General features: G+C 71.4%; 17 protein-coding genes. 3 read left to right on the top strand and 14 right to left on the bottom strand.

Features of this window, described 5'->3' with window-relative positions; genetic code table 11:
- Positions 1–403 precede the first annotated feature (403 nt).
- Positions 404–1,288 carry a cation diffusion facilitator family transporter gene (locus tag EEY80_RS19220; protein WP_126979429.1) on the bottom strand — a complete coding sequence of 295 codons (885 nt, stop codon included), beginning with the start codon at positions 1,286–1,288 and terminating at the stop codon, positions 404–406.
- A gap of 72 nt (positions 1,289–1,360) precedes the next feature.
- Complete coding sequence (locus tag EEY80_RS19215; RefSeq protein ID WP_126979437.1) at positions 1,361–1,846, bottom strand: SH3 domain-containing protein; 486 nt, start codon at positions 1,844–1,846, stop codon at positions 1,361–1,363.
- 456 nt (positions 1,847–2,302) lie between these two features.
- Between EEY80_RS19215 and EEY80_RS19210 the strand changes: the two genes are divergently transcribed.
- Together EEY80_RS19210 and EEY80_RS19205 are read left to right on the top strand one after the other, a co-directional pair.
- Entirely contained in the window at positions 2,303–3,781 is a 1,479-nt protein-coding gene (locus EEY80_RS19210; protein WP_126979427.1) for an ArnT family glycosyltransferase, read from the top strand.
- Complete coding sequence (locus tag EEY80_RS19205) at positions 3,778–5,235, top strand: glycosyltransferase family 39 protein (RefSeq protein WP_164738329.1); 1,458 nt, start codon at positions 3,778–3,780, stop codon at positions 5,233–5,235. Before EEY80_RS19210 ends, EEY80_RS19205 begins: the two co-directional genes overlap by 4 nt.
- Before the next feature lie 24 nt (positions 5,236–5,259).
- On the opposite strand, the gene EEY80_RS19200 is transcribed toward EEY80_RS19205, so the two are convergent.
- Together EEY80_RS19200 and EEY80_RS19195 are read right to left on the bottom strand one after the other, a co-directional pair.
- On the bottom strand, positions 5,260–6,660 hold the full coding sequence (locus tag EEY80_RS19200) for a PepSY-associated TM helix domain-containing protein (protein WP_126979423.1): 1,401 nt from the start codon (positions 6,658–6,660) through the stop codon (positions 5,260–5,262).
- Between the two features lie 34 nt (positions 6,661–6,694).
- Entirely contained in the window at positions 6,695–7,114 is a 420-nt protein-coding gene (locus EEY80_RS19195) for a DUF2946 family protein (RefSeq protein WP_126979421.1), read from the bottom strand.
- A gap of 203 nt (positions 7,115–7,317) precedes the next feature.
- On the opposite strand from EEY80_RS19195, the gene EEY80_RS19190 reads away from it, so the two are divergent.
- Complete coding sequence (locus EEY80_RS19190) at positions 7,318–9,819, top strand: GcvT family protein (protein ID WP_126979419.1); 2,502 nt, start codon at positions 7,318–7,320, stop codon at positions 9,817–9,819.
- Here EEY80_RS19190 and EEY80_RS19185 read toward each other — a convergent pair.
- The 10 genes from EEY80_RS19185 to xdhA form a co-directional block, all read right to left on the bottom strand.
- Positions 9,780–10,619, bottom strand: coding sequence for a PEP-CTERM sorting domain-containing protein (locus EEY80_RS19185; RefSeq protein WP_126979417.1), 840 nt, complete (start codon positions 10,617–10,619; stop codon positions 9,780–9,782). The genes EEY80_RS19190 and EEY80_RS19185 overlap by 40 nt on opposite strands.
- Before the next feature lie 73 nt (positions 10,620–10,692).
- Positions 10,693–11,460 carry a glycoside hydrolase family 25 protein gene (locus tag EEY80_RS19180; protein WP_126979415.1) on the bottom strand — a complete coding sequence of 256 codons (768 nt, stop codon included), beginning with the start codon at positions 11,458–11,460 and terminating at the stop codon, positions 10,693–10,695.
- A gap of 135 nt (positions 11,461–11,595) precedes the next feature.
- Positions 11,596–12,663 (bottom strand): NAD(P)/FAD-dependent oxidoreductase, encoded by a 1,068-nt coding sequence (locus EEY80_RS19175; RefSeq protein WP_126979412.1) that lies wholly within the window; start codon positions 12,661–12,663, stop codon positions 11,596–11,598.
- A gap of 107 nt (positions 12,664–12,770) precedes the next feature.
- Complete coding sequence (locus EEY80_RS19170) at positions 12,771–13,853, bottom strand: BMP family ABC transporter substrate-binding protein (protein WP_126979410.1); 1,083 nt, start codon at positions 13,851–13,853, stop codon at positions 12,771–12,773.
- Between the two features lie 54 nt (positions 13,854–13,907).
- Positions 13,908–14,837 carry an ABC transporter permease gene (locus tag EEY80_RS19165; RefSeq protein ID WP_126979408.1) on the bottom strand — a complete coding sequence of 310 codons (930 nt, stop codon included), beginning with the start codon at positions 14,835–14,837 and terminating at the stop codon, positions 13,908–13,910.
- Positions 14,834–15,916, bottom strand: coding sequence for an ABC transporter permease (locus tag EEY80_RS19160; RefSeq protein ID WP_126979406.1), 1,083 nt, complete (start codon positions 15,914–15,916; stop codon positions 14,834–14,836). Before EEY80_RS19160 ends, EEY80_RS19165 begins: the two co-directional genes overlap by 4 nt.
- Positions 15,903–17,471: an ABC transporter ATP-binding protein gene (locus EEY80_RS19155; protein ID WP_235829918.1), complete on the bottom strand. Its 1,569-nt coding sequence runs from the start codon at positions 17,469–17,471 to the stop codon at positions 15,903–15,905. Before EEY80_RS19155 ends, EEY80_RS19160 begins: the two co-directional genes overlap by 14 nt.
- A 5-nt stretch (positions 17,472–17,476) precedes the next feature.
- Entirely contained in the window at positions 17,477–18,427 is a 951-nt protein-coding gene (gene xdhC / locus EEY80_RS19150) for a xanthine dehydrogenase accessory protein XdhC (RefSeq protein WP_126979404.1), read from the bottom strand.
- On the bottom strand, positions 18,424–20,841 hold the full coding sequence (gene xdhB, locus EEY80_RS19145; protein WP_126979402.1) for a xanthine dehydrogenase molybdopterin binding subunit: 2,418 nt from the start codon (positions 20,839–20,841) through the stop codon (positions 18,424–18,426). The genes xdhC and xdhB overlap by 4 nt, the downstream gene beginning before the upstream one ends.
- On the bottom strand, positions 20,838–22,229 hold the full coding sequence (gene xdhA, locus EEY80_RS19140; protein ID WP_126979400.1) for a xanthine dehydrogenase small subunit: 1,392 nt from the start codon (positions 22,227–22,229) through the stop codon (positions 20,838–20,840). Before xdhA ends, xdhB begins: the two co-directional genes overlap by 4 nt.
- Positions 22,230–22,262: the final 33 nt, after the last annotated feature.

Raw genomic sequence — 22,262 nt, 5'->3', positions numbered from 1 at the left:
AATGGGCGAACAGCTTCGCGCAAATGAACCGCTGCGCAGATCGCCCATTGCTCCGTCGGCGCAACCGCGCCAAATTCAACCGCCGACTCTGGTCTCAGCTGGATGAGCATCGGGGGTCACAGCACTGGTGAAGCGGATAAGCCGGGAGGTCCCGCTTCATCCTGATCTGATGGATTGATAAATCGTGCCCCGGCCTCCGGTCGCGCTGAGCCCTGCAACGCTCAAACCTCGCGCATCCGGGCTGCAAGATCCGGCGGGCGGTCGCGGTCATGCCCAGCGCCTTCATGGGCAAGTCCGGCTTGGGACGGTTGCAACCTGTCCAGGACGTGATCCGCTCGCCGCTCAAGCCAGTCCGGGAGATGCCCGTCCGGCGGCCTGAGCGGCGCCGGGCCGGGGGCGCAGATCAGTCCCGCGCCACGTCCTTGTGGATGATCACGTCGCATTGCGGATAGGCCAGCAGGATCGTCTGCTTCAGCCCCGCCCCGATCTCATGCGCGCGGCGCAGGGTCAGGTCGCCGTCCAGCTCGATATGCAGGTGGACGAAGACGCGGCTGCCGGCGGTGCGGGTCTTCAGGTCGTGAAAGCCCGCGACCCCCGGCCAGGTCCGGGTCAGCTCGGCGATGCCCGCCACCAGCGCCGGATCGGCGGCGCGGTCCATCAGCGCATCCCATGCGCCGCCCCCGATGCGCAGCGCGCCCACCACCATGCCGACCCCCGCGGCCAGCGCCACCACGCTGTCCACCTGCGACAGCCCGAACTGGGCCGAGGCCCACAGCGCGAGGATCGCGCCGATATTCGGAACCAGATCGCCGAGGTAGTGCAGGGAGTCGGCGGCCACGACGCGGTTGCCGGTGCGGGCGGATACCCGGCGCTGCCACAGGACCAGCGCCACGGTCAGCACCACCGACAGCAGCATCACCGCGATGCCCTCGCCCTGCGCCGCGAGCGGCGGCGGCGCGTCCGACATCAGCCGGCGCGCGGCGGCGGCGGCGATCACCAGCCCCGAGACCGAGATGAACACTGCCTGCCCGAGCGCCGCCAGATCCTCGGCCGAGGAATGGCCGAAGGCGTGGTCCTCGTCCGGGGGGCGGGCGGCATAGATCATCGCCCACAGCCCGCCCAGCGACACGATCAGGTCCATCGCGCTGTCGGCCAGCGAGGCGGCGATCGACAAGGCGTCCGTCGCCGACAGCGCCCACAGCTTCACCACGACCAGCACCAGCGCCACCGAGACGGAGGCGGCGCCCGCGGACAGGTTGAGCGACAGCTGGCTTCGGATCGGGGACATGGGCGGCGGCGGGGACAGGAGGACTGACCCCGGGGTCGCAGGAAGCCCGCCGCAGGGCAAGGGCTTTTTCGGCTATTCCAGCGTTTCGTCGGGGTCGACGCCCCACAGCGCCGATTTCCGCAGCCAGCCGCGCTCGCCGCCGGCGACGATCCGGCACCAGTCGCGGCCGCACTGGTCCAGCCGGCCGATCGCGCCGGACTGGGCGATGGCGATGACGGGGGCGTCCTCCTCGGGCCGCGCCCGCAGCTCGGCGCGCTCGGCGGTGACGCTGACGGTGCGCACGCCCGAAATCAGCGCGTAATGCACCCAGCCCCCGACGCCGTCGCGATCCTCGATCCGGCGCCAGTTGCCATATTCGGCGGTCACGCGCAGCGGCATGTCCCGGTGCCGGAACACCCAGTCGATCCGGTGCGACAGCGACGGCCCGCGCCGGACATTGCCTTCGGACGCCTTCAGCGAGACATAGCGGGGCAGGGGCAGGTTGGTGACGGGGCCGCGCTGGACGGCGGCGGCCACGGGGCCGGGGGCCGGTGCGGGGGTGACGGCCGTCTGCCGCATCGCCGCCGGAACCAGCACCTCTGCCGCATCGGCCGTTTCCGCGGCCTCGGGCCGGTCCGGCCGGGGTTGCGGGCGCAGTTCGGCCACGGTGCCGGCGCTGGCCGCCGGGACGAACGCCGCGATGCGGGATTCGGCCTGATCGCCCGCCGGCACATGGTCCGGGCCGAACCACAGCGCCACCGCCGGGATGCTGGCCGCAAGAAACAGGAATTGCCCGACCTTGAAGGTCATGCTTCGGTCCGCCTGATCACTGCCTCTCGGGCGGTCTGACGCCGCCCCTCTGGTGCAGACAACCACGCCCGCCCGCCGAATGCCAGTGCCGCCGCGCCGGGCGCCGTGCGATCCGGCCGCAGGTGTGGCCCTGCTGCGACGCCCCCGGAGCCCGACGCCCGCCCCGCGCGATGCTGGCCTTTTCCGACGCCACCTGTCAGGAAAGGGAAAACGGCGGGGCTGGGCATGGGCGCGACGACGGAACCGGGCGGCGGATCGGGCGGAATGGCGGCGAACGGGGCGGACCCCGCGGCGACGTCGCTGGCGCGGATGGTCCTGCCGGGGCTCGCGCTCTACTTCCTGGCGCAGACGCTGCTGCGGACCCTTCTCGGCGGCACTTTCGAGCCGGACGAGGCCGAACTGGTGCTGCTGTCGCAGGGCTTCCATCTGGCGATCGGGTCGCAGCCGCCGCTGTATGAATGGGGGCAGACGATCTTCTTCCGGCTGTTCGGCACCAATACCTTCGCGCTGATCGCACACAAGAACCTGTGGCTGTTCGGCGCCTATGCCTTTGCCTATGCCGGGCTGCGCCGGGTCGCGCCGCCGGGGCAGGCGGCGGTCGCGGCGCTGTCGCTGCTGTTCCTGCCGAACCTTGCCTGGGAGGCGCAGCGCAGCAACTCCCACACCGCCGCGATGGCCACGATGGTGATGGCCACGGCCTGGGCGTTCCTGCGGCTGGATCGCGGGCGGCTTGCGGACTGGCTGATCTTCGGGCTGGTGATGGGGCTGGGGGGCCTGTCCAAGGCGAATTACTGGGCGGCGCCCGCGGCGCTGATCCTGGCCGGGCTGATCCTGCCCGACTGGCGCGCGCGGCTGGCCGACCGCCGGCTGGCGTTGGCCGTCGCGGTGGCGGTGGCCGTCTGCGCGCCGTCCTATGGCGTGATGCTGGCGCATCCGCAGGTGACCTTCTCGGACACATGGGAATTCGCCAAGGGCGGCCGGCTGCTGCCCGGCCCGGCCTTCCTGACCGGGCTTCTCCGGCTGGTGGCAGAGCTTGCGGCGGCCGCCGCGCTGCCGGCGCTGATCCTGGGCGTGGCGCTCGCCATCGCGCGGCGGCGCCCGCGCCTCGCCCCCGGCGCCCGCATCCTGCTGCTGGCGGCGGCGGTGGCGGCGGGGCTGGCGGCGGTGGCAGTGATCCTCGGCAATGTCGCCTTCGTCCGCGCGCGCTGGCTGATGCCGGTGCTGCTGCTGGCGGTGCCGGGGGCGACGCTCTGCGTGCTGGCCGCCGCGCCCCGGCTGGCGCGCGGGCTGGCGGTGACGACGGGGGTGCTGGCGATCCTGCTGCTGGCCGGGATCGCCGACCTGCGGCTGCGCGGGGCGGGCAGCGATTCGCTGCGCATCGACGTTCTGGCCGAGGTCATCGCCGCGGGACAGGACCCGGTGCCGCCCATCGCCGGGCCGCACTATTATACCGGCAATCTCGCCCTGGTCCGGCCGGACTGGACCTACCTGCCGCCCTACCAGACGCAGGCGCTGGCCGGCGCGGGCGAGGTGCTGCTGGTCGGCATCCCGAACCGGCCCGAGGCGCTGGCCCGCGCCATCGCCGAACATGGGCATACCGGCGGCTTCCGCGTCCTGTCGGCGACCGAGGCGACGCTGCCCTACCGGTTCGAGGCGGACGAGACCCGCGCCGTCGGCCTGATCCGGCTGGAGCTGTTGCCATGACCGGGGCCGAGCGGATGGCGCGGTGGATCCTGCCGCTGCTGGCGGGCTACTTCGCGCTGCAATTCGCGTTGCGGCTGGCGCTCGGCGGCGCGCTGGAGACGGACGAGGCAGAGATGGTGCTGCTGACGCCCGGCTTCCGGCTGGGCTATGGGCCGCAACTGCCGCTGTATGGCTGGTTGCAGGCGGCGAGCTTCGCGGTCTTCGGGGTCAACACCTTCGCGCTGGCGCTGGTCAAGAACGTGATGCTGTTCGGCATCTATGCGCTGACCTTCGCGGCGCTGCGGCCGGTCCTGCCGGCGCGGATGGCGGTGGCGGGGCTGTTGGGGCTGGCGCTGCTGCCGGACCTGTTCTGGGAAGGCCAGCGCGCCACCACCCATTCCGTCGCGCTGATGCTGATGATCGCCGCCCTTTTGGCCGCGGTGTCGTCGCTGCTGCGGCGCGGGCGGATGGCGGATTACCTGTGGCTGGGCCTCGCGCTCGGGCTGGGGGGCCTGTCGAAATACAACTTCTGGCTGGTCCCGCCGGCGATGGCGCTGGCCGCGCTCGGCCTGCCGCTGGCGCGGGCGCGGCTGGCCGACCGGCGGATGCTGATCTCGCTGGGGATCGCGGCGGCGATCATGGCGGCGCCCGCGATCTGGATGCTGCAGAACCCTGAACTCGCGCTCGCCTCGGGCGGCAAGCTCGACCTCGGGCGCGGCCCGCAGCAGGGCCTGCCCTGGCTGCAAGGGCTGGCCGAGGCGGGCACGGGCCTTGCCGCGGGGCTGGGGCTGGCCGCGCTGGTGGCGGCGGGGCTGCGCTTCGGGCTGCGCGGGCGCGGGCCGGAGGGACCGCCGCCGCCGGAGCCGCCGTCGGAGCCGGGCGCCACGGTCCTGTCGCTGCTGGCGCGGTCGGCGGCCATCGCCTATGCGCTGTTCCTGCTGGGGGTGGTGGTGTCGGGCACCGATCACGTCACCTCGCGCTGGCTGCTGCCGGTCTTCCTGCTGGCGGCGCCGCCGCTGCTGGCCGGCGCGGTGGCGCGGGCGCGGCCGGTGGCTGTGCCGGTGCTGGCGGGGATCGTGGCGGGGCTGTTCGCGCTGACCGTGGTCGGCATGGCGGGGGCGCGGATGCTGGGCCCGGCGCGGGGCGCGCTGGACCTCGACGCGCTGGAGGCGGCCATCGCGCCGCTCGCGCCGCAGGATCGGGTGATCGTCACCGACTTCTACCTCGGCGGCAACCTGAAGCTGCGGCACCCCGACTGGCAGGTCCAGCCGGCGCTGCCGCTGTCGCCGCAGCCGGAGGCGCCGGTGCTGCTGCTGGCGCGGGGACGCGGGCAGGGATGGACGGGCGATCTGGCCGACAGCGGCTGGACGGCCGAGGGCTGGGCAGAGACGCAGGTGCTGACCGCCGAGATCCCCTTCCGCTATTCGGCGGATGACCGGCTGCGGATCACCGCCCGGCTGGTCTCGCCCCCCTGAGGGGGCGGGACCGGGGCGACGGGATCAGGACAGCGCGCGGCGCAGCGGCGGCACCAGGCCCAGGACCAGCAGGTCGAAGGCCAGCACGGCCAGCAGCGACAGGCCCAGCATCGGGAAGGCCATCGACAGCACCAGCCCGATCAGCACCACGCCCCGGGTCAACGGCACCTGATCCGGGCGGGGCGGGGCGGCCAGCCGGCTGGCGCCGGCCGGGCGACGCAGCCACCACATGACCAGACCCGACAGGCACAGGAACAGGATCGACAGGCAGAACAGCGTGTTCAGCGCCACGTTCCACCAGCCGAGGTCGCCTTCGTGGAAGGCGATGCCCCAGGCCATCGCCTTGGCATAGGCCGAATAGTCGGCATAGCGCACATCGGCCAGCACATTGCCGGTGAACCGGTCGATATGGATCGTCCGGTCGGCCGCCGGGTCCGGCCCGTCATTCGACATGCTGTCATGGCTGATCGTCCAGACGCCGGTATCGCCGCCCGGCAGGTTCACCTGAAAGCGCCGGTCGAAGCCGAGGCTGTCCGCGAAGGCCGCGACGCTGTCGAGCGTCACCGGCCCGGAGATCGCCCTCGTTCCGACCAGCGAGCCGGACAGGGGCAGCGGCGTCTGTTCCAGCGCCCACGGCACTTCCTTGGCCGCACCGTGGTTCATGCTGGCATGGGTGGCGTCGGAAAGGGGCACCGCGTCCCATTTCTCGGCCGGAAAGCTGCTCCACGCCTGGACGAACTTGCCGCCCCAGATCCCGGCCCAGCTGAGGCCCGAGATCAGGAACAGGACCAGCAGGACCGACATCCAGAGGCCGACGGCGCCATGCAGCGCCTTCCACAGCGACCGGCCACCCCGGGCCAGCCGCGGGGCCAGCGCCCGGCGCCAGGTGCCGCCATTGCGCGGCCAGTGCAGATAGAGGCCGGTCGCCACCAGCAGCAGGCCGAGGCTTGCCGCGGCCTCGATCAGCCGGTCGCCCACATCGCCGATCAGCAGCGTGCCGTGGATATCGGTGGCGAGGTCGTACCACCCGGCCCGCCAGGGGAAGGTGCCCAGAACCTCGGCCGTGTAGGGGTCGACCGTCACGCCAGTCGGCGCATCCCCCGCCGCGACCGCGAAGACGGCGGCACGGTCGGGGCCGAGCGGCGCGACATATTGCGTGGCGGTGCCGCCGGGGACGGCGGCCTCGGCAGCGGCCTGCAGCGCGCCCGGTGCCAGCGGCGCGCCCGCCGGGGCGACCCGGGTAATCTCGCCGGTAACGCCGGACAAAACGCTGATCCACAGCATGAGAAGGCCCGTCGCCGCGAGCATGATCAGGAAGGGCGCGACATAGAGCCCGGCATAGAAATGCCACCGCCATACCGCGAAATACAGCAGGTTGCGGCGTGCGCCGCCTTCGGCCACCGGGCCGGACGTGAGGTCGGACATGATGTCTCCGTCTGATGCGTCTGGAAGGAACGGATCAGGCGAAGCCGGGCGGCCCCCTCGGCCAGGGGCGCTGCGGGTCATGGGCCGGGTGCCAGACGGGGCCGGTCCGCGCGGGCGGGTCGGACAGGACCAGCCGCGCGGGCGGCGCCAGCACCGGGGCGGGCATCGGCAGCGCGGCGGCGACCGATTGCGCCCAGGCACAGCGGCCGTCCTGCGGCGCCTTGGCCGGCCCCTCGTCCGGTGTGTCGCCCCCGTCCGGCAGCGGCTGGCCCGTGGCGGCATCGACGGCGATCTCCACCGGGCCATGGCCCGAGCAGATGACCATCACCAGCCCGCCATCGGCGCCGCGCGCGGGCATCACCCCGGGCGCCACCAGCGACAGCAGCAGGAACGGCACCGCGAGCAGCAGGCCGGTCAGGCGGGTGATCTGGCTGCGGCGCGGGGCGTGGCTCATGCGGCCACATGCCTGTGCGCGGGGGCGCGCGTCAATGGGCCCGACGCGACCGGGGGACCCGGTGACATTCCGCCGCAGTCGCGCCCGCCAACGCCCCCGGCCGCCGATGTCGTTTTCCGCCGCGAAAGGTCGGGGCCGCCGCCGCCGCAGCCCCCGCCCTCGCGGCATTCAACGGAAAGGACCAGCTTCGGGAGTCGCCGCTGATGAAGACCCATGTTCGCGCGCTTGTCGTCGGCGGTGGCGCCGTCGGGACCGGCATCGCCTATCACCTCGCCAAGGCGGGGTGGGACACCATGCTGCTGGAACGCGACGAACTGACCAGCGGTTCGACCTGGCATGCAGCCGGTCTGCTGCCGCTGTTCAACATGAGCTATGCCACCACCCATATCCACAAGTACTCGGTGGATTTCTACAAGACGCTGGAGGCCGAGACCGGGCTGAATGCCGGCTTCGCGGTGGTGGGCAACCTGCGCATGGCGCAGACGCAGGACCGGATGGACGAATACATGCTGTATTCCTCGGTCGCGGAAACGGCGGAAGTCCATCACGAATTCCTGACGCCCGCGCAGATGAAAGAGCGCTGGCCGCTCTTGCGGACCGAGGATCTGAAGGGTGCGCTGTTCCACCCGCAGGACGGCTACATCAACCCCGCCGATGTGACGCAGGCCATGGCCAAGGGCGCCCGCCAGCGCGGGGTCGAGGTGGTGCGCAAGGCGCAGGTGGACGGCTATCAGTGGACCGGGTCGGAATGGATCGTCCGCGGCCGGATCATGGGCGAACGCGGCGGGATGCTGCTGCCCACCGACGAGGCGTTCGAGATCCGGGCCGAACATGTCGTCACCGCGACCGGCAACCACGCGCAGCGCACCGCGCGCCTGCTGGGGATCAAGATCCCCGCCATCCCGGTCGAACACCAGTATATCGTCACCGAGCCGGACCCGGCGCTGGTGGCGTGGCGCCGCGCCGGCAATCCGGAACATCCCGTGCTGCGCGATGCCGATGCGAAATGGTATGTGCGCGAGGAGCGCGGCGGCTGGATCCTCGGCCCCTATGAGCGGGGCGCACCGGCGCGTTTCCTCTACGAGGTGCCCGACAGCTTCCGCGCGGACCTGTTCCCGCTGGATCTGGAGCGGATCGAGGCGGAATACATGTCGATGATCCACCGGATCCCGACCTCCGAAACGGTGGGCCTGAAGGACGATTTCAACGGCCCGATCTGCTACACCCCCGATGGCAACCCGCTGGTCGGCCCGGCGCCCGGCCTGCGCAACATGTGGCTGGCCGAGGGCTTCAGCTTCGGCATCACCGCCGCGGGCGGCACCGGGCACTACCTGGCGCAGATGATGACGGAAGGCGAGGCCGAGATCGACATGGCCTCGCTCGATCCCAGGCGCTATGGCGGCTGGATGACCACCGAATACGCCGCGCGCAAGAACGAGGAATGCTACGAGCATGTCTTCATCCTGCACCATCCGGACGAAGAGCGCGAAGCCTGCCGCCCGCTGCGCACCGCGCCCGCCTATGACCGGCAGAAGGCGGCGGGGGCGCAGTTCGGGCAGGTGAACGGCTGGGAACGGCCCAACTATTACGGCCCGGTCGATGCGCCCGAAGGGTTCGATCATGACAGCCGCAGTTTCCGCCGCGGCGCCTGGTGGCGCTATGCCGAGGCCGAGGCGCGGGCGCTGCGCCAGACGGCGGGGCTGATCGACGCCTCGGCCTTCACCAAGCATCTGGTCCGCGGGCCGGGGGCGACGGCCTTCCTCGACCGATTCACCTGCAACAAGCTGCCGGCGGTGGGGCGGATCAACCTGACCTATGCGCTGACCGGGGCGGGGACCACGCGGACGGAATATACCATCGTCCGTCTGGCCGAGACCGAATACTACCTCGTCTCCGCCGGGGCCTGGACGGCCTATGACGCGGACTTCCTGAAGAAATCCATCGAGGATTTCATCGCGGCGGGCGGCGACCGGGTCGAGATGCACGACGTGACCACGCAATGGGGCGTCTTCGCCCTGGCCGGGCCGGCATCGCGCGACATCCTGAAGGAACTGGTGCGCGATGCCGATCCGGCGACGGTGCTGGGCAACAAGCGTTTCCCTTGGCTGACGATGCGCAACATCGAGCTGGGCATGTGTCCGGTGCGGGCGATCCGCGTGGCCTATACGGGCGAGCTGGGCTGGGAACTGCACCATCCGGTGGAGATGGGGCGCTACCTCTGGGATCAGCTGGTCGCGGCGGGCGGCAGGCACGGGCTGAAGCTGGTGGGGGCGCGGGCGCAGAACTGGCTGCGGCAGGAGAAGAGCTATCGCGCCTTCGGCACCGAACTGGGCCGGGACGCGACGCCGCTGGAAGCCGGGCTCGACCGCTTCGTCGACCTGTCGAAGGACTTCACCGGCAAGCAGGCGATGCTGGATACGGGCATCCGGGCGAAATGCGTGACGCTGCTGATCGACGGTCCCGCCGATACCGACCCCTGGGGCAAGGAGGCGCTGCTGTCGGGCGGGCAGAAGGTGGGCCGCCTGACCTCGGGGGGCTGGTCGGTGGCCTTCGGCAAGCAGATCGGCATGGGTTATGTCCGCCCCGATCTGGCGCAGGTCGGCACGAAGCTGACGGTGCGGATGCTGCGGCAGGAGTGGCCGGCCGAGGTCGTCGAGGACAGCCCCTACGACCCGGCGAACGCCCGCATCCGGATCGACGGCTGATCCGGCCGGTCCGCATGAGCCCGCCGGCGGCCGTGCCGGCGGAGCCCCGCGGCGGCGAGCAGCAGCAGCGCCATCGCCATCGGGCCGATGGCGGCGGGCAGGGGGACGGGCACGGGGGACCGCGGCGTCAGCGTCAGCGCGCTGTAGGGGACGTTCTGCTGCGAATGGACATAAAGGCCGATCCCGCCATCCCCGAATTCCTGTCCCCAGTCGGCGCTGCTGTAGTGCAGTTCCGTCTGGCCGTTCACCTGCAACTCGATCAGTTCGGCCGACCAGGACAGCCGGAAGTCATAGCTCGCCCCGTCCTGCCAGCCGCTGTCCCCCAGCCCGGTGGCCCGCGCGACCTCCGTCACCTCGGTTCCGCCATGGTCCCAGGCATCGCCGCCCGAGACCAGGGGGCCGCTGACATGGCTGAGCGCGAGCCCGGCCTCGGCCCCGCCGCCATCGGCCTGCTTCCAGTCGATCAGCCAGTAGTCGGCCTCGGCGCTGGTGATCTCGCCGCTGTCATAGCCCAGCACGAAGCCCCAGAAATCGTCATCCGCCGCGGTGGTGACGCTGACGCTGCCGTCCAGCACCATGTCCTGCCCGGTGTCGTCGCCCCAGAGGATGCTGGGCGCGCCGTTGCGGGTCTGGATCACGTTGCCCGTGCCGGGTTGCAGCAGCCAGCGCCCGGAATTGGGCACGGCATCGTCCACCTGCCAGCCGGTCAGGTCGACCGGCGCCGGATCGAGCGTCGCTGCCGATACGCCGGGCGGCAAGAGCAGCGCCGCCACGCCAAGGATACCATGCCAGATCGCCATGCCGCCTCCGCCACATCGCCCGTCGCGCGGGCTGCGGCCAGACTGGCGCGAAAGCGTTGAGGAAGTGCTGACGCTACTGGCTGCGCCGCGCGAGCCAGCTTTGCCACTGCCCGCGCGAGCCGCCGAAGGCGTTCAGGTCCACGTCCCCCGCCACGCCCTGCGCCTGGCCGGTGCCGCTGTACTGCCAGAAGGTCCAGTCATGGCCCGGATAGACCTGGCTCGGGTGGCCCGCGACCGACCGCAGCCAGAAGTCATGGCCCTGGATGCGCCACATCTCGTTGTCGCGGAAGAAATCCACCGTGGTGTAGATCACCGGCCGCTGCCCGTAATAGCTGGTGAGGATCGACAGGAAGATTGCCGATTCCTGCCGGATCCATTCCGGCGAGGGGCGGCGCGGGCAATTGCGCGACCGCGTCCATTCGATGTCGAGCACCGGCGGCAGGGCGCCGCGTTCGCGGGGGGCATGGCTGATGAACCACGCCGCCTGTTCCTGCGCGGTCCGGCAGAAATAGTAGAAATGATAGGCGCCGCGCGGCAGGCCGGCCTCGCGCGCCCGCGCCCAGTTTTCCTGGAACATCGGGTCGGCGATGTCGCCGCCCTCGGTTGCCTTGATGAAGGCGAAGTCGACGCCGCCGCGCCGCACCGCATTCCAGTCGATGCGGCCCTGCCAGCGCGACACGTCGATGCCGTGCACGTCATAGTCGTCGGGTGCGCGCCCGGTCCAGGGATGGGGGGCGCTGTCGCCGAATTGCGGGGGAATGCCCTTCGGCCCGCCGCCACCGCAGGCCGCGAGCACCGCCAGAAGAAGAAGGCAGCCTGCTGCCCGGATCGTTCGCCGCATCTGCCCGTCCCACCTCGCACCCGGCCCCGTTGCCCCGGCGCCGTTCATTGGGGGCAGTTGTGCCAAAGCGGCGCGCGGCTGTCACGCCGGCGTGAGCGGGTTCGCGTTCAACTTTCCGCCAACGCCGGGGGGCGATCAGCCGAAACGGGCAGGGGCCAGCGCCGCCACCACCGCGGGGTCGAATTGCGGGCTCCGGCCGGCGATCAGGTCGGCCAGCAGGCGGCTGGCCCCGTCGCTGGTCTGGAAGCCATAGCCGCCCTGTCCCGCCAGCCAGACGAAGGACGGCTCTTGCGGGTCGGGTCCGATCACCAGCACCCGGTCGGGCGCGAAGGTGCGCAGCCCCGCCCAGGTGGCGAGCGGTCGGGTGACGGGTTCGGTCACCATCGCCTCGTACCGGGCGAGTCCCTCGGCCAGCACCATGTCATCGGCCCAGGCATCCTGCGGGTCGAGCGGGTGTTCCTCGGCCGGCGAGACGATCAGCGCCCCGGCATCGGGCTTGGCATACCAGGTCTCGCCCGCGCCGAAGAGCATGGGCCAGCGCGACACGTCATGCCCGCCTGGCGCCGCGATCCGCGCCATCGACCGGCGCAGCGGCTGCAGCCCGACGGGCCGCACCCCGGCCAGCGCCGCCACCCGGTCCGCCCAGGCCCCGGCGGCATTGACCAGCATCCGCGCGGCGAAACGGCCGGTCGCCGTCGTCACCTGCCAGCCCTGCGCGTCGCGGGCGATGGCGGTGACCGGGGCACCGGTGTGGAACTCGGCGCCGCGGGACTGGGCCGCGCGGCGGAAATCCTGCATCAGCCGGTCGGTGTCGATGTCCCAGGCATGGGTCGCGTGGGCGGCGAAGGCGACGCGATCGTTCAGCACCGGCACCATTTGCCGGGCCGCCTCGGCACCGATGTCGTCCAGACGCATCAGCGCCGCCTCGCGCCGGAACAGGTCGGCCTCGTCCGCGCCCGCGACGATCATCATCCCGCGGGGGCTGAGCACACCGGTGTCGCGGAAATGCGCCTCGCCCGCGAGGCTCAGCTCCACCACCGGCGGCAGGCCATAGCGCGGTTCGTAAAGCGCGGCGGACCGGCCCGAGGCGTGATAACCGAACGCCGGTTCCGCCTCGAGCAGCAGGACGCGGCCCAGTTCCGACAGCCGCGCGGCGGCCGAGAGCCCGGCGATGCCGCCGCCGACGATCAGGAAGTCATGCATCCCCGGTGTCCCTGCCCCTGTCCCTGCGAATGGGCAGAGGGGGGCGGCGCCCCCCCCCCTGCGATCGGTCGTGAAGCGCTGCGGCAGGCGCCGCAGCCCGGCGCGGATCAGCTGGGGATGTCGCCGGAGATGCCTTCGACGAAGAAGTTCATCCCCGCCAGCGTGGCGTCATCCGCCGTCTCGCCCTCGGCCAGCCAGGCGGAGCCGTCCTGCTTGTTCAGCGGGCCGGTGAAGGGGTGGTATTCCTTCTTGGCGATGGCGTCGGCCAGCGCCAGCGCCTCGGCCTTCACCTCTTCGGGCACGGCCGAGGTGATCTCGCCGATCTGCACCTCGCCCTCGCCGATGCCGCCCCAGGTGGCGGTCGAGGTCCAGGCGCCGTCCAGCATCTTCTGCACCCGGTCGATGTAATAGGGGGCCCAGTTGTCGACGATGGCCGACACGCGCGGCGAGGGCGCGAAGTCCAGCATGTCCGACGCCTGGCCGAAGCCGATCACGCCTTCGGTCTTGGCCGCCTCGGCCAGCGGCGCGGTGGAATCGGTATGGGCCAGGATCACGTCCACGCCCTGTTCGATCAGCGCCTTGGCGGCATCGGCCTCTTTCGCCGGGTCGAACCAGGTATAGGCCCAGACCACGCTGATCTCGACCTCGGGGTTGACCTTGCGGGCGTGGATGAAGGTCGAGTTGATGCCCTGGATCACCTCGGGGATCGGGAACGATCCGATATAGCCGATCTTGTTCGACTTCGTCATCCGGCCGGCGATCGTGCCCATCACCGCGCGGCCTTCGTAGAAGCGGGCGTCATAGGTGGCCACGTTGTCGGCGCGCTTGTAGCCGGTGGCATGTTCGAACATCACGTCGGGGAACTTGGCGGCGACGTTGATCACCGGGTCCATGTAGCCGAAGGAGGTGGCGAAGATCAGCTTGCAGCCCTGCAGCGCCATCTGCGTCATCGCGCGTTCGGCATCCGCGCCCTCGGGCACGCTTTCCAGATAGACCGTCTCGACCCGGTCGCCGAACTCCTCCTCGACGGCCAGACGGCCCTGATCGTGCTGGAACGACCAGCCGAGATCGCCGATCGGGCCGACATAGATGAAGCCGATCTTCAGCGGTTCCTGCGCGAGGGCCGGGCGGGCGAGCCCGACGGCGGCCAGCGCGGCGGCGGAGCCTTTCAGTAGGGTTCTGCGGTTCATCAAAGCAACTCCTGCTGCGGAATGGGGGCCGCCTTGCCGGGCGGCCGGGATGGGTCAGCTCGAGGCGTGGAAGGACTTGCCGAGCGCGGCAGGCGCGTTCAGCGCGGCACGCGACCGGTCGGCGGAAATGACGACGAGGACGAGGATGGTGATCAGGTAGGGCGCCATCGACAGGTATTGCACCGGGATCGCCACGCCGGCGGCCTGCAGGTTCAGCTGCAGCACGGTGACGCCGCCGAACAGATACGCCCCCGCCAGCACCCGTCCCGGCCTCCAGCTGGCGAAGACGACGATGGCCAGCGCGATCCAGCCGGCGCCCGCGGTCATGCCCTCGGTCCATTGCGGCACGCGCACCAGGCTCAGATAGGCGCCGCCGAGCCCCGCGCAGGCGCCGCCGAACAGGATGGCGAGGATGCGGATCCGCACCACCTTGTAGCCGAGCGCATGGGCGGCATCGTGGCTTTCGCCCACGGCACGCAGGATCAGCCCCGCCCGGCTGCGGCGCAGGAACAGCCCCACCGCCACCACCAGCGCCAGCGACACATAGACCATCGGATCGTGGCGGAAGAGGATCGGCCCGATCACCGGCAGGTCCGACAGCGGACCGAGGTCCAGCCGCGGCGTCGCGGGCGGGCGGATGCCGGTATAGCCCTGTCCGATCAGCGCGGAAAAGCCGATGCCGAACAGCGTCAGCGCCAGCCCCGTCGCCACCTGGTTCGACAGCAGGAACTGCGTCAGCAGCGCGAAGATCAGGCTCAGAGCCGCGCCCGCCGCCGCCGCCGCGACGAAGCCCGCGAAGGGCGATCCGGTCTCGACCGCCGCGATGAAGCCCGCGATGGCGCCGGTGATCATCATCCCCTCGACGCCGAGGTTCAGCACGCCGGCCTTTTCCACCACCAGCTCGCCCAGGGCGGCCAGCAGGATCGGGGTCGAAGCCACCATCAGCGAGGCGATCAGCAGGATGGGATCGATGGAGCCGATCATGCCCGTGCCCCCTTCGCCAGCCGCAGCCGGAAATTCGCCAGCACGTCGAAGGCCAGCAGGAAGAACAGCAGCATCCCCTGGAAGGCCTGGATCGCCGCGGCGGGCAGGTTCAGCATCAGCTGCGCCAGTTCGCCGCCGATATAGGTCAGCGCCATCAGCAGCCCCGCCAGCAGGATGCCGAAGGGATTGAGCCGCCCGAGGAAGGCCACGATGATCGCGGTGAAGCCGTAACCGCTGGCGAAATCGGTGGTGATCTGCCCGGCCGGGCCCGTCACCTCGAACAGGCCCGCCAGCCCCGCCAGCGCGCCCGAAATGCCGAGGCAGACCGAGGTCAGCAGCGCCGGACTGACGCCCGCGAAGCGCGCGGCGCGCGGCGCCTCGCCCGCGACCCGGATCTGGAAGCCGAGGATATGGCGGCTGAGCAGCACATAGGCCCCGATCACCGCGCAGAAGGCCGCGACCACGCCCCAATGCATGCCGGTGCCGGGGATCAGCTCGCCGTTGAAGGCGGCGGGGTATTGCTGGAAGTTGCGGCTGCCGGGAAAGCCCATGCCCTCGGGGTTGCGCAGCAGCCCGAACGAGGCCGCCGACATCATGTGCTGCGCCACATAGACCAGCATCAGCGACACGAGGATCTCGTTGGTGTTGAACCGGGTCTTCAGGATTGCCGGGATCATCGCCCAGAGGAACCCGCCGCAGGCCCCCGCCACCGCCATCGCGGGCAGCAGCAGCACGCTGTCGGCAGGGTAGGCCGCCAGCCCCACCGCCGCGCCGAACAGTGCGCCCATGATGTATTGCCCCTCGGCGCCGATATTCCAGACCTGCGCCCGGAAGCCGAGGCTGAGCCCGATCGCGATCAGGATCAGCGGCCCCGCCTTCACCAGCAGCTGCGGGCGGGAATAGCTGGCATACTGGCCGAAGAGCGGATCCCAGAAGATGGTGCGGATCGCCTCGACCGGCGGCTTGCCGAGCAGGGCGAAAAGCAGCCCGCCCGCGATCATCGTGGCGATCACCGCCAGAACCGGGGTCGCCGCCGTCCACAGCCGCGACGGGGTGGGCCGGCGTTCAAGCCTGAGCATGCAGATGCTCCCCCGCGTCGCCGGCCGCGGCGTGCATGCCATGCGCGCCGCCCATCATCAGCCCGATCTCCTCCACCGTCAGCCCCTGCACCGGGCGGGGGGCCGACAGCCGCCCTTCGTTCAGCGCGGCGAAGCGGTCGGCGATTTCCAGCAACTCGTCGAGGTCCTGGCTGATGACCACGACGGCCGCCCCCTCTGCCGCGCGGTCGAGCAGGACCTGCCGGATCGCCGCCGCCGCCGCCGCGTCGACGCCCCAGGTCGGCTGGTTCACCACGATCACCGCCGGCTGCTGGCTCAGCTCGCGACCGATGACGAATTTCTGCAGGTTGCCGCCCGACAGCGCGCGGGCCGCGACATGGGTGCCGGGGGTGCGCACGTCATAGTCCTGCACCACCTCGGCGGCGAAGGCGCGGGTGCGCCGCCAGTCGACGAAGCCGCGCCGCACCAGCCCCCGCCGGATCGCCCCGGACAGAAGCGCGTTTTCGACAAGGCTCATCGCCGGGGCCGCGGCATGGCCCAGCCGTTCCTCGGGGGCCGAGACGAAGCCGCGGCGGCGTCGTTCGTTCGGCCCTTCCTGCCCGACCGGATGGCCGGCGGCGCGGACCATCTCGGGCGCGCTGCGCAATTCCCCGGACAGCGCCAGCAGCAGTTCATCCTGGCCGTTGCCCGCGACCCCCGCGATGCCCAGCACCTCGCCGCGCTTCACGGTGAAGCCGATTCCCTTCAGCGAAGTGCCGAAGGGCATCGGCGAGGCGACGGTCAGCCCCGACACCTCCAGCGCGGGCGGGCCTTCCCATTCGGCCGGGGCCGGACGGGCGGGCGGGGTCAGCGTCTCGCCCACCATCAGTTCCGCCAGGTCGCGCGCCGTCTTCTCGCGCGGGGTGCAGGTCGCCACCACCTTGCCGCGGCGCAGGATCGTGGCGCTGTCGCACAGCGCGCGGATCTCTTCCAGCTTGTGGCTGATATAGAGGATGGCCGTGCCCTCCGCCGACAGCTTGCGCAGCGTCGCGAAGAGGATGCCCACTTCCTGCGGGGTCAGGACCGAGGTCGGCTCGTCCATGATCAACAGCCGCGGCTCCTGCAGCAGGCAGCGGATGATTTCCACCCTCTGGCGTTCGCCCGCCGACAGGTCGCCCACCAGCCGGGCGGGGTCGAGCGGCAGGCCATAGGCCTCGGACACGTCGCGGATGCGGGCCGACAGGGCGCGCTGCGGCGGCGGCCGTTCCATCCCGAGCGCCACGTTTTCGGCCACGGTCAGCGCCTCGAACAGGCTGAAATGCTGGAAGACCATCGCCACGCCCGCCGCCCGGGCGGCACGCGGCTCGGCCGGGGCGAAGGGGGCGCCCGACATCCGCATCTGGCCGCTGTCGGGGCGCACCAGCCCGTAGATCGTCTTGACCAGCGTGGATTTTCCCGCGCCGTTTTCCCCCAGCAGCGCGTGGATCTCGCCCTCGGCCACGGTGAAGGACACGTCGCTGTTGGCCACCACGCCCGGATAGGCCTTGGTCAGCCCCTCCACCGCCAGCAGTTCGGGACGATCCCCCAATTGTTCCACCCCTGTCACCCGGCGCAGTCCCTCGTGGCTCGATTGGCGCTCGGTCCCCTGAGTAGCGCGGCGGCGACGCCCACCGCAATGGCTTGAGGATGTTTGCCAAGTTCGGGTTCGCCTATGGGGCAGGCAATGCGCAAGATTTGGGCATCCGCATGGCCAAGCGCGCGGAGCCGCCCCCGGAACCGCGCCCATTTGCTGGCCGAGCCGATCAGCCCGCAGCTTGCGAAGCCGTGACCGAGCAGCCGGTGGCAGAGGTCCAGGTCGAGGGCGTGGGAATAGGTCAGGATCAGATGCGCGGCATCGGCGGGCGCGAGCATCGCCACCCGCCCCGGATCGGCGGCGACCAGCGGCGTCACGCCCGGGGGCACCGCCTGCGGAAAGCGGTCGGGCGCGGTATCGACCCAGGTGATCGCCAGACCCGGCAGCGGGGCCAGCACCGCCACAAGCGCACGCCCGACATGGCCCGCGCCCCAGATCCAGACCGGGCGGGGCGGCGGCAGTTCGGCCTCGACCAGCCAGCCGTCGGCCAGCACCGGCGCCTCGGGCCGCCAGCCCTGCGCCCGCGCCCGCGACAGCATCCGCGCGACAGCCAGCGGCGGGTCGCCCGCAGCCGCCGCCAGCGGGCGCGCGACCAAGCCGGACCGGGCGGCGGGAAGCGCCCCGGGCCGCAGCACCTCGAAGGCCAGCGTCACCGCGCCGCCGCAGCATTGCCCGAGCGCGGGACCGAGCGGCAGTGCCTGCGCCAGCCCCTCGCCGCGCGCCAGCACCTGCCGGGCGGTGGCGATGGCCTGCCATTCCAGCGCGCCGCCGCCGATTGTGCCCTCGCAGGCCGTGGCGCCGACCAGCATCGCCGCGCCGGCCTCGCGCGGGGTCGACCCGCGAATGCCGGCCACCAGCACCCGCACCGCCGGACCCAGACGATCCAGCCCGGCCGCCAGCGCGCTGCGGTCAAAGCTCATGTCCGGCCCTCGCGGGCCCGGGCGATCGCCGCCAGCACCCGTTCCGGCGTCGCCGGCGCATCGAGCGCGGGATAGCCCGGACCGCAGGCGGCGCAGGCATCCGACAGCGCCAGGAAGGCCGAGATACCCAGCATGAACGGCGGCTCGCCCACCGCCTTCGACCGGTGGATCGTCGCCTCGCGGTTCGGCCCCTCCCACAGCGCGACGTTGAACAGGCGCGGCCGGTCGGAACAGGCGGGGATCTTGTAGGTCGAGGGCGCATGGGTGCGCAGCCGGCCCTTGTCGTCCCAGACCAGCTCCTCGGTCGTCAGCCAGCCCGCGCCCTGCACATAGCCGCCCTCGATCTGGCCGATGTCCAGCGCCGGGTTCAGGCTGGCGCCGCAATCGTGCAGGATGTCGGCGCGCAGGATGCGGTATTCGCCGGTCAGCGTGTCCACCGCCACTTCCGATACCGCCGCGCCATAGGCGAAGTAGAGGAAGGGGCGGCCCTCGCCCTTCACCCGGTCCCAGCGGATTTTCGGTGTGGCATAGAAGCCGGTGGCGGACAGGCTGATCCGCGCCTGATAGGCGGCGGAAACGGCCTCGTCCCAGGGCAGGCTCAGGTCGCCGGCGCCGACCGCGCCGGCCTCGAAGCGCACGTCGTCCGGCGCCATGCCCGCCCGCGCCGCCACCAGCGCCGCGATCCGGCCGCGCAGTGTGTCGCAGGCGGCCTTCACCGCCATGCCGTTCAGGTCCGCGCCGGAGGAGGCGGCAGTGGCCGAGGTGTTGGGCACCTTGCCCGTGTCGGTGGCGGTGATGCGGATGCGGTCGATGGGCAGGCCGAAGGCTTGGGCCGCGACCTGCGTTACCTTGCGGTGCAGGCCCTGGCCCATCTCGGTGCCGCCATGGTTCAGGGCGACGGAGCCGTCCTGATAAATATGCACCAGCGCGCCCGCCTGATTGAGGTGGGTCAGGGTGAAGCTGATGCCGAACTTCACCGGCGACAGGGCGATGCCGCGCTTGATGATCGGGTTTTCGCTATTCCAGGCGGCGACAGCGGCGCGCCGTACATCCAGCTGGCAGCGTTTCGACAAGTCGCCGGTCAGCTGGCCGAGGATAAAATCCTCCACCTCCATCCCGTAGGGCGTGGTGCTGCCGCCGTTGCCGGGCATGGCAGGATGCGGCTGCGCACCCGCCGCCACGGCCTCGGCCCCACGCGAGGTCAGGTCCACCGGATCGCCGGCGATGAGCGTGGGTTCCGGCTCCACCGGCCCTTCGGGCGCGAGGCCCGGTTGCGCCTCGGCGTAGAAATTCGCCCGCCGCACCGCCAGCGGGTCGAGCGACAGCGCATGGGCGATGTGATCCATCACCCGTTCCACCCCGAGCATCCCCTGCGGCCCGCCGAAGCCCCGATAGGCCGTGGCGCTTTGGGTATGGGTGCGCAAGCGGTGGCTTTCGATCCGTACCGCGGGCAGGCGATAGGCATTGTCGGCATGCAGCATCGCCCGGTCCGCCACCGGCAGCGACAGGTCCATCGACCAGCCGCAGCGGACCAGATGGCGGAATTCCAGGCCCAGCAGGCGCCCGTCTTCGGTTACCCCTGCCCGATAGTCGATGCGGAAATCATGGCGCTTGCCGGTGATGACCATGTCGTCATCGCGGTCATAGCGCATCTTGCAGGGCCGCCCGGTGCGCGCGGCCGCCACCGCGCAGGCCACCGCCAGCCAGTTGCCCTGGCTTTCCTTGCCGCCGAAACCGCCGCCCATCCGCCGCATCTCGACCCGGACCGCGTGCATCGGCAGGTGCAGCGCCTCGGCCACCTTGTGCTGCACCTCGGTCGGGTGCTGGGTCGAGGAATGGACCAGCATCCCGTCTTCCTGCGGCAGGGCCAGCGCCGCCTGACCTTCGAGGTAGAAATGCTCCTGCCCGCCGATCTCGATCTGCCCCGCGATCACCTGCGGCGCGGCGGCGATGGCGGCGGCGGCATCGCCCCGCGCCCAGATGACCGGCCCGCCCTCGAACCGGCTGTCGGCGGCCAGCGCCTGATCGACGGTCCGGATCGCGGGCAGTTCCTCGCACTCCACCCGCCCCAGCCGGGCCGCCCGCCGCGCCGCCAGATGGCTGTCGGCGATGACGAGGAAGACCGGCTGGCCGAGGAAATGGACCTCGCCCGTCGCCAGCAGCGGTTCGTCATGCAGCGAGGGCGAACAGTCCGGCACATGGTCGAAATCCGCCGCCGTCAGCACCGCGACCACCCCCGGTGCGGCGCGCACGGGAGCAAGGTCCATCGCCGTGATCCGCCCATGCGCGACGGGCGACAGGCCGAAGGCCAGATGCAGGCAATCCGCCGGCACCGGAATGTCATCGACATAGCGCGCCTGTCCGGTGACATGCAGCGCGGCGGAATCATGGGGCAGGGGTTGGGCCACGCTCATGTCACCGGCTCCAGCGCCGACAGCGGCAGGACCGAGACCGGCGCGCCGGAGAGGTCGTGACGATAGCGGCGCAGCAGGTTCTGCGCGACCTGCAACCGATAGCCGGCGCTGGCGCGCATGTCGCTGAGCGGCGCGAAGTCCTCGGCAAAGGCGGGCAGCGCCGCCTCGACCCTGGCCTCCGTCCAGTCCCGGCCCAGCAATGCCGCCTCGACCGCCGCCGCGCGCTTCGGCACCCCGGCCATGCCGCCGAAGGCGATGCGGGCGTCTGTCACTTTTCTATCTTCCACAGTCACGTTGAAGCAGCCGCAGACCGCCGAGATATCTTGATCGAACCTTTTCGAGATCTTGTAGCAGCGCAGCGCCGGGGCCGTGGCGGGGATCGTCACTGCCTCGACGAACTCGCCGGGGCGCCGGTCCTGGCGGCGGTAGTCGAGGAAGAACGCCTCCAGCGGTATCGACCGCCGCTCCTCGCCGCGGCGCAGATGCAGCACCGCGCCCAGGGCGATCAGCGCGGGCGGCCCGTCGCCGATGGGCGAACCGTTGGCGATGTTGCCGCCGATGGTGGCGGCGGCGCGGATCTGTTCGCTGGCAAAGCGACGCAGCAATTCCGCCAGCGCCGGATGCGGTTCCTCCATTGCCGCGCGCAGGCTAGCGATCGTCACCCCCGCGCCGATGCGGATGCCGCCCGCCACCGGCTCGACCTTTTGCAGGTCGGCGCAGCCGTGCAGGAAGGCGACGGGCCCGAGGTTGCGCAGGTCCTTCGTCACCCATAGGCCGACATCGGTGGCGCCGGCGACCAGCACGCCTTTCGGATGTTCGAGGCACCAGCCCGCCAACGCGTCGCCGCCGGCCGGCGCGAAGGGGGCGGGGTCGCCCGTCTGCGCCGCCAGCGCGGCGCCGTCGGTTGCCATCCATTCGGGCACCGGCGCCTCTGCGGCATCCTCGGCCGCGCGCACGATGGGGCCGTAGCCGGTGCAGCGGCACAGGTTGCCGGCCAGCATGTCGTCATGGTCGCGGCGTCCGGTGGCGTGGCCGACGGCCATCGCCGCAATGAAGCCGGGCGTGCAGAAGCCGCACTGGCTGCCATGCCGGTCGATCATCGCCTGCTGGACGGGGTGCAGCGCACCGTCCGGCCCGGCGATGCCCTCGACGGTCCGCACCGCGCGGCCATGCAGTTGCGGCAGGAGCAGGATGCAGGCGTTCAGCGCGCGGATGCCCTGCCCATCGGTGACCATCACCGTGCAGGCGCCGCAATCGCCCTCGTTGCAGCCCTCCTTGGTGCCCTTCAGCCCGCGCTCCTCGCGCAGCCAGTCCAGCAGGGTGCGGGTTGGGTCCGTCGCCGGGGCGCGGACCGGCGTTCCGTTCAGCAGAAACGCGATCTCGTTCATGGGGTAGCCTGCCGCTGTCTCCTGGCTTGGGCG

Origin of the sequence: Frigidibacter oleivorans, assembly GCF_003993775.1 — a bacterium.
GTDB lineage: Bacteria > Pseudomonadota > Alphaproteobacteria > Rhodobacterales > Rhodobacteraceae > Frigidibacter > Frigidibacter oleivorans.
The sequence above is the reverse complement of the archived record's forward strand: the minus strand, read 5'-3'. Positions and strand labels throughout refer to the sequence as shown.